The 9,784-nt window shown below is 73.1% G+C and carries 9 protein-coding genes; 7 read left to right on the top strand and 2 right to left on the bottom strand.

All coding sequences use genetic code 11. The features are described 5' to 3' along the window. Positions 1-113: 113 nt before the first annotated feature. A complete protein-coding gene (locus tag ABZ714_RS12660) occupies positions 114-935 on the bottom strand; it encodes a DUF4190 domain-containing protein (protein ID WP_358825175.1) in 822 nt (273 codons plus the stop codon). A gap of 176 nt (positions 936-1,111) precedes the next feature. On the opposite strand from ABZ714_RS12660, the gene ABZ714_RS12655 reads away from it, so the two are divergent. The 3 genes from ABZ714_RS12655 to ABZ714_RS12645 all read left to right on the top strand — a co-directional run bounded on the left by ABZ714_RS12655 (position 1,112) and on the right by ABZ714_RS12645 (position 3,845). Further along, the gene (locus tag ABZ714_RS12655) at positions 1,112-2,146 is read left to right on the top strand and encodes an adenosine deaminase (RefSeq protein ID WP_358825174.1); all 1,035 of its coding nucleotides are present in this window, start codon (positions 1,112-1,114) and stop codon (positions 2,144-2,146) included. Between the two features lie 90 nt (positions 2,147-2,236). Next, complete coding sequence (locus ABZ714_RS12650) at positions 2,237-2,947, top strand: glycerophosphodiester phosphodiesterase (RefSeq protein WP_358825173.1); 711 nt, start codon at positions 2,237-2,239, stop codon at positions 2,945-2,947. A 67-nt stretch (positions 2,948-3,014) separates the two neighbouring features. Then, on the top strand, positions 3,015-3,845 hold the full coding sequence (locus ABZ714_RS12645) for an SAM-dependent methyltransferase (RefSeq protein WP_358825172.1): 831 nt from the start codon (positions 3,015-3,017) through the stop codon (positions 3,843-3,845). A 108-nt stretch (positions 3,846-3,953) separates the two neighbouring features. Here ABZ714_RS12645 and ABZ714_RS12640 read toward each other — a convergent pair whose 3' ends face one another. Next, a complete protein-coding gene (locus tag ABZ714_RS12640) occupies positions 3,954-5,399 on the bottom strand; it encodes a gamma-aminobutyraldehyde dehydrogenase (RefSeq protein ID WP_358825185.1) in 1,446 nt (481 codons plus the stop codon). A gap of 203 nt (positions 5,400-5,602) precedes the next feature. Here ABZ714_RS12640 and ABZ714_RS12635 point away from each other — a divergent pair, with 203 nt between their 5' ends. The 4 genes from ABZ714_RS12635 (at position 5,603) to ABZ714_RS12620 (ending at position 9,696) form a co-directional block, all read left to right on the top strand. Next, positions 5,603-6,118, top strand: coding sequence for an Lrp/AsnC family transcriptional regulator (locus ABZ714_RS12635; protein ID WP_358825171.1), 516 nt, complete (start codon positions 5,603-5,605; stop codon positions 6,116-6,118). Continuing rightward, complete coding sequence (locus ABZ714_RS12630) at positions 6,103-7,491, top strand: aspartate aminotransferase family protein (protein WP_358825170.1); 1,389 nt, start codon at positions 6,103-6,105, stop codon at positions 7,489-7,491. The genes ABZ714_RS12635 and ABZ714_RS12630 overlap by 16 nt, the downstream gene beginning before the upstream one ends. A gap of 271 nt (positions 7,492-7,762) precedes the next feature. Continuing rightward, positions 7,763-8,533 (top strand): ATP-binding cassette domain-containing protein, encoded by a 771-nt coding sequence (locus ABZ714_RS12625; protein ID WP_358825169.1) that lies wholly within the window; start codon positions 7,763-7,765, stop codon positions 8,531-8,533. Continuing rightward, positions 8,515-9,696 carry a hypothetical protein gene (locus ABZ714_RS12620; RefSeq protein WP_358825168.1) on the top strand — a complete coding sequence of 394 codons (1,182 nt, stop codon included), beginning with the start codon at positions 8,515-8,517 and terminating at the stop codon, positions 9,694-9,696. Before ABZ714_RS12625 ends, ABZ714_RS12620 begins: the two co-directional genes overlap by 19 nt. Positions 9,697-9,784 lie beyond the last annotated feature (88 nt).

Raw genomic sequence — 9,784 nt, 5'->3', positions numbered from 1 at the left:
CACCAGTAACTGTCCGTTGTGGGTCTTCTGGGAGATGAAGGGGGGGCCCCCCCCCCCCCCCCCAAGGCCCCGCTGTGTCGATGGCGGCCGGGGGTCCGGCCGGGGGAGGCGGGTCAGCGCCCGGAGGCCGCCGGGCCCGTCGTGTCCGCCGCGACCGTGACCACGGCCGTGGCCGCGCTCCGCTCCTCGTACGAGCTGCTCTCGGAGTCGGCCCAGAAGATCGCCCCGGCCAGCAGCAGCCCGGCAGCCGTCCCGATCACCCCGAGGACGAGACCCGCCGTGGCCTGGGACCCGTTGTCGGCCTCGCCCCGGCGGACCCGCTTGCGGCCGAGGACGCCGAAGACCACGGCCAGTACGCCCAGCACCAGATTCAGTCCGACAACGCAGAACATCACCACGGAGCAGATCCCGAGGACCAGGGACGCGGTGCCCATGGTGTTCTGCTTGGCCTCCGGCGTCGACCAGCCGAAGGACTCCGGAAAGACCGGCAGCTGGGGGTGGACCGGCGGGGCGACCGGGCGCGGCGCCTGATAGCCGGATTCCGGGGTGTAGGCGCCGTAGAGGTCCGCGGTTCCCCGGGTGCCGTACGGCGTGCCCATGGAGCGTCCCGGGCCGCCGGGCGCGGTCGGCGGCGGCGGTACGGCCCCGGCTCCCGCTCCGGCCCCCGTCCCTGCCACCGGCGTCGGTCCCGCCGAGGGCAGGGACGTCATCGTCGGCAGGTCGTGCGTCCCCGGACCGGCCCCGGGCGGTACGGCCCCGGCGCCGCGCGTCGGCCCCTTGGTGAGGTCCGGGCCCGCGGCCGGGTTCGTACCCCGGTCCGCGCCTTGTCCCGTTTCCCTGTCGGGGGCCCGGTCGCCGTCCCGGGCCGCGCCGTCCTCCGGCGCCGCCCAGGGGTCGCGGTCCCCCGGTGCGCTCCCGCTCGGCCGTTCCGTCATCGGTTCCCCCCGGATCTCCCCGTGCGCCCGGTGCCCGGGCGCCCCTCGGATCTTCGTACCGCCATGGTACGGGCGCCACCCCGTGATATGCCGGGGCGGCCTACGATGATCGAGGGCCCGGGCCGTGTCCGCGGGCCCTTCCGACCGATCAGCCGATCACAGGAGAAGCTGCGCCGATGTCCGATCTCCGCCCGTTCGTCGCCGGGCTGCCCAAGGCCGAACTCCATGTCCATCACGTCGGTTCGGCGTCCCCGCGGATCGTCGCCGAGCTGGCCGCGCGCCATCCGGACGCCCGGGTTCCCACCGATCCCGCCGCGCTCGCCCGGTATTTCACCTTCACCGACTTCGCGCACTTCATCGACGTCTATCTCTCGGTGGTGGACCTGATCCGCACCCCGGAGGACGTCCGGCTGCTGACCTTCGAGGTCGCCCGCGACATGGCCCGGCAGAACATCCGCTACGCCGAGCTGACGATCACCCCGTACAGCTCGGTGCGCCGGGGCATCGACGAGCGGGCGTTCATGGCGGCCATCGAGGACGCCCGGCTGGCGGCCGAGCGGGAGCTGGGGGTCGTCCTGCGCTGGTGCTTCGACATCCCCGGTGAGGCCGGTCTGGAGTCCGCCGAGGTCACGACCCGGCTGGCGGTGGACCTGCGGCCGGAGGGACTGGTCTCGTTCGGGCTCGGCGGGCCGGAGATCGGGGTGCCCCGGGCCCAGTTCAAGCCCTTCTTCGACCGGGCGATCGCGGCCGGTCTGCGCTCGGTGCCGCACGCGGGCGAGACCACGGGCCCGGAGACGATCTGGGAGGCCCTGACCGAGCTGCGGGCCGAGCGGATCGGGCACGGCACCAGCGCCGTGCGGGATCCCCGGCTGGTGGCCCATCTCGCCGAGCACGGGATCCCGCTGGAGGTCTGCCCGACCTCGAATGTCGCCACCCGGGCGGTGGCCGATCTGGACCAGCACCCGATCCGGGAGCTGGTGGCCGCCGGGGTGGTGGTCACGGTGAACAGCGACGACCCGCCGATGTTCGGTACGGATCTCAATACCGAGTACGAGGTGGCGGCCCGGCTGCTCGGCCTGGACGAGCGGGGCGTGGCCGAACTGGCGAAGAACGCGGTGACGGCGAGCTTCCTGGACCCGGCGGGCAAGGACCGGATCGCCGCGGAGATCGACGCCTACACCACCGCCTGGCTCGCGGCCCCGGGCGACTGACCGATGGCGGCCGTCGGCCCGCGCGCCGTACCGGAGTCCCTCCCGGAGCGTGTCCTTCCGGGGTCCGGGCGGGACGTCCCGGCGCGTCCGGTGGCCGCGGTCGCGCACCGGGGCGACCCGTACCGCGTCCGGGAGAACACCCTGGCGTCGCTCCGTTCCGCCCTGGCGCACGGCGCTGACGCGGTGGAGGTCGACGTCCGGCTCACCGCCGACGGCGTGCCCGTACTGCTCCACGACGCCACGCTGAAGCGGCTGTGGCGCCGGGACGTGCCGCTGTCCCGGCTGACCCGGGCCGAGGTCGCCGGGCTGACCGGGGGCGGGGTGCCGGAACTCGCCGAGGCGCTGGCGTTGATCACGGCGGCCGGGGCCCGGGTGATGCTGGATCTGCCCGGTGCGGACCGGGCGGCGGTCCGCGCGGTGGTGGGTACGGTCCGGGCGGCGGGCGCGGCGGACGCGGCGTACTACTGCGCGGGTCCCGCGACGATGCTCGCGGTCCGGGAGGCCGATCCCGCCGCCGAGATCGCCCTGACCTGGACGACGCTCGCCCCGCCCCGGCCGGTACTGCTGGCCGCGGTCGGTCCCCGGACCCTGAACTACCGGTTCGGCCTGGTGAGCCGGGCCCTGACGGACCGGCTGCACGGCGAGGGGCTGCTGGTGTCGGCCTGGACGGCGGACACCCGGCGCACCATGCGGCGGCTGGTCGCGGCGGGGGTCGACTCGATCACCACCAACCGGGTCGCCGTCCTCCGTTCCGTACTCGGTGCCCGTCCGCCGGGCCGGGCGGCGGACGGTCCGGCATGATGACCGTGCGGCCGGGCGCCGGATCCGCCGCCCGGCACCGACCGCACCCACCGCACGGAGGAGCGCCATGAGCCCGAACGAACCCAGGGGACCGCGGAGTCCGGTGGGTGACAGCAGGATCCGTACGGATGTGGCGCACAACGCCCGGGTGTGGAACCACTGGCTGGGCGGCAAGGACAACTACCCGGTGGACCGCGCGGTCGGCGACCGTGTCACGGACCTCTATCCGAGTATCGGCGAGGTCGCCCGCGCCGACCGGGCGTTCCTGGGCCGGGTGGTGACGTTCCTGACCGCGGAGGCGGGGATCCGGCAGTTCCTGGACATCGGCACCGGGCTGCCGACCGCGCAGAACACCCATGAGGTGGCACAGCGCGTGGCGCCGGAGTCCCGGGTGGTCTATGTCGACAACGACCCGATCGTGCTGACGCATGCCCGGGCGCTGCTGACCTCGTCGGCCCGGGGCCGGACGGAGTACATCGACGCGGACGCCCACGATCCGGCGGTGATCGTGGGGGCGCTGCGGCCGACGCTCGACCCGGACCGGCCGATCGCCGTGATCATGCTGGGCATCCTCAACTTCGTCCTGGACACCGAGAAGGCGCGGTCGGTGGTCCGGACGCTGATGAACGCGGTGCCGTCGGGGAGCTATCTGGTGATCACCCATCCGACGCTGGAGCTGGGCGGCGAGGGGAACGCGGAGGCGATGGCGTTCTGGAACGAGAACGCGACACCGCCGATCACGGCCCGTACGGGCGCGGAGATCGCCTCGTTCCTGGACGGTCTGGAGCTGCTGGAGCCGGGTCTGGTCTCCTGCTCCCGGTGGCGTCCCGAGCCCGCGGCGGACGGGTCGCTGCCGCCGGTGGTGGCGCAGTACGGCGCGGTGGCCCGCAAGCCGTAGCGCCGGTACGGCCCCGGTACGGCGAAGGGGCGCGGGCACGGGCCCGCGCCCCTCGTTCCGTACCGGCGGCCGTTACGGCTCCGGTCCCCGCACCGGTGCGGGTGCGGGTCAGGCGTCCAGGGACGTCATCACGTGCTTGATCCGGGTGTAGTCGTCGAAGCCGTACGCCGACAGGTCCTTGCCGTAACCCGACTTCTTGAAGCCGCCGTGCGGCATCTCGGCGACCAGCGGGATATGGGTGTTGATCCAGACGCAGCCGAAGTCGAGGGCCTTGGACATCCGCATCGCCCGGCCGTGGTCCTTGGTCCAGACCGAGGACGCCAGGGCGTACTCGACCCCGTTGGCGTACTCCAGCGCCTGCGCCTCGTCGGTGAAGGACTGGACGGTGATGACCGGGCCGAAGACCTCGTTCTGGACGATCTCGTCGTCCTGCTTGAGGCCGGAGACCACGGTCGGGGCGTAGAAGTAGCCCTTGTCGCCGACCCGGTGGCCGCCCGCCTCGACCTTGGCGTGCGCGGGCAGCCGCTCGATGAAGCCGGTGACCTGGGCGAGCTGGTTGGCGTTGTTCAGCGGGCCGTAGAGCACGTCCTCGTCGGGGGCGCCGGTCCTGGTCTCGGCCGCGGCGGCGGCGAGGGCGGCGACGAACTCGTCGTGGACGGACTCCTGGACCAGGACGCGGGTGGCGGCCGTACAGTCCTGTCCGGCGTTGAAGTAGCCGGCGACGGCGATCTCCTCGACGGCCTTGGCGATGGCGTCACTGTCGAGGTCTCCGAAGACGACGACCGGCGCCTTGCCGCCCAGCTCCAGGTGGACCCGCTTGAGGTCCTTGGCGGCGGACTCGGCGACCTGCATCCCGGCCCGTACGGAGCCGGTGATGGAGGCCATCGCGGGCGTCGGGTGCTCCACCATGGCCCGGCCGGTGTCCCGGTCGCCGCAGATCACGTTGAAGACGCCCTTGGGCACGATCGCGCCGATGATCTCGGCGAAGAGTGTGGTGGAGGCGGGGGTGGTGTCCGAGGGCTTGAGGACGACCGTATTGCCCGCGGCGAGCGCCGGGGCGAACTTCCACACGGCCATCATCATCGGGTAGTTCCACGGCGCGACCTGCGCGCAGACGCCGACCGGCTCACGGCGGACGATGGAGGTCAGGCCCTCCATGTACTCACCGGCGGAGCGGCCCTCCAGCATCCGGGCGGCGCCCGCGAAGAACCGGATCTGGTCGACCATCGGCGGGATCTCCTCGGTCCGGACCAGCTCCAGCGGCTTGCCGGTGTTCTCCGACTCGACCGCGATCAGCTCCTCCGCCCGCTCCTCGAAGGCGTCCGCGATCTTGAGGAGGACCCGCTGGCGCTCGGCGGGGGTGGCGTCGCGCCAGGCGGGGAACGCGGCGGCGGCGGCCTCCATGGCGGCGTCGACGTCCGCCTGGCCGGAGAGCGGGGAGGTGGCGTAGACCTCTTCGGTGACCGGGTTGACGACATCGAGGGTCCGCCCGTCGGCGGCGTCCCGGAACTCCCCGTTGATGTAGTTGCGCAGACGACGCGGCTCGGTGGTCACTGTTGCCACCCCTCCTGATCTGACGGCCTTGTCAGGTCGGTTCTTCTCCGTGCCCGGGTGAGGATCCACCCAGTTCAGTCCACCCTAAACCGTCCAGTGACGCTTTCGACAGCCCCGACCCACCTCACCTTCGGATTCAGTATCCATAGCGCCCTTGAACAACGAATTTCATCGCTCGGGGCTTGCGAGACGGAGGAGTCCCGGTGCAGAGTGAGGAGGTGGCCAGTCGAAGCGCAGACTCCAGGAACGGGTCCGCCGGGAATTCACACCCCCCGGCGATCGACGCCGTATCCCTCGCGATCATCGAACAGCTCCAGGAGGACGGACGCCGTCCTTACGCCGCCATCGGCAAGGCCGTCGGCCTCTCCGAGGCGGCGGTGCGCCAGCGGGTGCAGAAGCTGCTCGACCAGGGCGTCATGCAGATCGTCGCCGTGACGGACCCGCTCACCGTGGGCTTCCGCCGCCAGGCGATGGTCGGTATCCGGGTGGAGGGCGACCTCGACCCCGTGGCGGACGCGCTGACGGCCATGGCCGAATGCGAGTACGTGGTGATGACCGCGGGCTCCTTCGACCTGATGGTGGAGATCGTCTGCGAGGACGACGACCACCTGCTCGAAGTGATCAACAAACGGATTCGCGCGCTCCCCGGTGTGCGGTCCACCGAGAGCTTCGTCTATCTCAAGCTCAAGAAGCAGACCTACATGTGGGGAACCCGATAGCCGTGAGCAAGGACCGCAGCGACCTGTCAAAGACCGCCTACGACCACCTGTGGATGCACTTCACCCGCATGTCGTCGTACGAGAACTCCCCCGTCCCCACCATCGTCCGCGGTGAGGGCACCTACATCTACGACGACCGGGGCAAGCGCTACATAGACGGCCTGGCCGGGCTCTTCGTGGTCAACGCCGGACACGGCCGGGTCGAGCTGGCCGAGACCGCCTACAAGCAGGCGCAGGAGCTGGCGTTCTTCCCGGTGTGGTCCTACGCCCACCCGAAGGCCGTCGAACTGGCCGAGCGGCTGGCGAACGAGGCCCCCGGCGACCTCAACAAGGTCTTCTTCACCACCGGCGGCGGCGAGGCCGTCGAAACCGCCTGGAAGCTGGCCAAGCAGTACTGGAAGCTCCGCGGACAGCACACCAAGTACAAGGTGATCTCGCGTGCGGTGGCGTACCACGGCACCCCGCAGGGCGCCCTGTCCATCACCGGCCTCCCGGCCCTGAAGGCCCCCTTCGAGCCGCTGGTCCCCGGCGCGCACAAGGTGCCCAACACCAACATCTACCGCGCCCCGATCCACGGCGACGACCCCGAGGCCTTCGGCCGCTGGGCCGCCGACCAGATCGAGCAGGAGATCCTCTTCGAGGGCCCGGAGACCGTCGCCGCGGTCTTCCTGGAGCCGGTGCAGAACGCCGGCGGCTGCTTCCCGCCGCCGCCCGGCTACTTCCAGCGGGTCCGCGAGATCTGCGACCAGTACGACGTGCTGCTCGTCTCCGACGAGGTCATCTGCGCCTTCGGCCGGCTCGGCACCACCTTCGCCTGTGACAAGTTCGGCTACGTCCCGGACATGATCACCTGCGCCAAGGGCATGACGTCGGGCTACTCCCCGATCGGTGCCTGCATCGTCTCGGACCGGATCGCCGAGCCGTTCTACCAGGGCGACAACACCTTCCTGCACGGCTACACCTTCGGCGGCCACCCGGTCTCCGCCGCGGTCGGCATCGCGAACCTCGACATCTTCGAGCGCGAGGGCCTCAACCAGCACGTCCTCGACAACGAGGGCGCCTTCAAGGCCACCCTGGAGAAGCTGTACGACCTGCCGATCGTCGGCGACGTCCGCGGCAACGGCTTCTTCTACGGCATCGAGCTGGTCAAGGACAAGGCCACCAAGGAGACCTTCACCGACGAGGAGACCGAGCGCGTCCTCTACGGCTTCCTCTCCAAGGCCCTCTTCGACAACGGCCTGTACTGCCGGGCCGACGACCGCGGCGACCCGGTGATCCAGCTCGCCCCGCCGCTCATCGCCGACCAGTCCACCTTCGACGAGATCGAGGCCGTCCTGCGGGCCGTCCTCACGGAGGCGTGGACCAAGCTCTGAGCACCCCGGCGGCCGCACGCCCCCGGACCACGGCCCGGGTACGCCCATCCGAGTGGATGGCGGGTACCCGGGCCGTGTGGTTCCCCGGCCCCCGCGGCCCGCTGCCCGATGGTGGTCCCCGTAATCCCCGGGCCATGGATCACGGGACGGCCCCGGGCGTGCGCCGGTGACCGATCCGCCCCCGGATCGTTCCCCCGGACGGGGGAACGTTCCGGAACCGGGCCGCAGCCGGCCGAGGCCGCCGCATCCGATCAGAGGCGAGGTGTACGCCATGGAGGCTCCGCCGGACGACGACGTACTGTGGGCGCGCTCGTTGCACCACACCCACCGCGGTTCACCGGCGCTCACCGGTGTCGACATCTCGGTCCGGGAGGGCGAGATCCTCGCGGTCCGCGGCCCGAGCGGCGCCGGGAAGACGACCCTGCTGCGCTGCCTCTCGGGCCAGCTCGTCCCCGCCGAGGGCGAGGTCTGGTTCAACGGCACCCCCGTCCACACCCTGCCCGCCGCCCACCGCGAACGGCTCCGCCGGGAACGGTTCGGCTGGATCGGCCCCGACGCGGCCCTCGTCCCCGAGCTGACCGTCTGGGAGAACGCGGCCCTGCCGCTGCTGCTGCGCGGCGTACCGCACCGGCGGGCCAGGACCGCCGCCCGGGACTGGCTGGAGCGGCTCGACATCGGCGCCGTCGCCCGCCGCCGCCCCGACACCCTCACCCCGGCCCAGCGGCAGCGGACCGCGACCGCCCGCGCCCTGGTCGCCGAACCCGCCGTCCTCTTCGCCGACGAACCCACCGCCACCCTGCACCGCGCCGAAGCCGGCCAGCTGCTCCGTACGGTCCTGGCCGCGGCCCGCTCCCACCGGATCACCGTCCTGCTCGCCGGCCACGACGCCGAGGTCGCGGCCCTCGCCGACCGGGAGCTGACCCTCCTCGACGGGCGGCGTACCGACCCCGGCCCCCGCCCCCGCCCCGGCGCTCCGGCCGCCGACGCCGACGCCGATGCCGACGGCACGGAAGGCCGGGCCGCGTGCTCGCTCTCCGTCTAGCCCGCGGCGCCCGCCCTCTCGTCCTGACCCGTCGGCTCCTGGTCGCCGCGGCCTCGGCCGGAGTGGGCTTTCTGCTGCTCAGCGCTCTGACCCATGCCCTCGCCCACCCCGAGGACCCGTCGGCGTCGGTACTGCGCCTGGTCTGGTGCCTGGTCCCGCTGGCCGCCACCGTCCACTTCGCGGTGACCGTCGCCAGGACCGACCCCGGCACCCGGCCGCGCGGCGGGCTCTCCGCCGTCGGCCTCGGCCCCGCCCGGCTGGCCGCTCTGGCCGCCGCGTCCACGGCGATCGCCGCCACCCTCGGCAGCGCCCTCGCCCTGCTGTTCTTCCTCCATCTGCGCGGCGATCTGACCGGGCTGCCGTTCGACGGGGCCGCCGCCGAACTGCTCGCCGCCGACCGGCCGCTGCCCGCCGCCGCCGCGCTGACCCTGCTGGCGCTGCCGCCGCTGACCGCGACCGCCGCGGCCGTACTCGCCCTCCGGCCCCGGCCCCGTCGAACGGCGGCCCGGACCACTCCCCCGGATCCGGACCACGCCCCGGCACCGGCCGATCTCGCCACCATGCCCGGCGGGCTGCCCTGGGGCTGCGCGCTGACCGCCGCGGGCCTGGCCATCGGCGTCTACACGGCCCGTACCGGCACCGGCGGCGACGTACCGCTCCCCGGCGACCTCGGCGCCGACCCGGCGGGCGTCCTCACCGGCTGGGCGGTCACCGCCGTCGGCCTGGCCGTCGCGGGCCCGGCGCTCACCCATGTCGCGGGCCGTCTCCTCCAACTCGCCGGGCCCGGCGCCGTACGGCTCCTCTCGGGCCGGATCCTGATGGCCGAGGCCCGCCGGATCGGCCGCCCCCTCGGCGTGGTGTCGGCCGTCGCGGCGGCCGTGATCGCCGCGGTGACCCTGAGCGGCGAGGGCTCCCGCCCCTTCGGCCCGCTCACCGGCCTCGGCGCGGCCCTCGTCATCGCCTGTACGACGGCGACCCTGCTGGTCACCGCCGCGGAGGCCCGGAGGGTACGGAGCGATGTCCGTACCGAACTGCGCCGGATGGGCGCGCCCGGTTCGGCGCTGCGGGCGGCGGCCGGACTCCGGGTCGTCGCCCTGCTGACCGTCTTCGCCCCGCTGACCTGGGCGATCGCCACGCTGGCCGCGGCGCCCCTGCGGGGCTGACACCGCCGCCGTACGGGCCGCGGCGGGCCCGGGGGCCGGGTATGACCCGCGAGGTAATCGACCGGTCCGGGGCGGCCCGGCAGGATCG

This window comes from Streptomyces sp. NPDC006798 (genome assembly GCF_040635975.1).
Taxonomy (GTDB): Bacteria; Actinomycetota; Actinomycetes; order Streptomycetales; family Streptomycetaceae; genus Streptomyces.
This window is presented reverse-complemented; position numbering and strand designations above follow the sequence as displayed.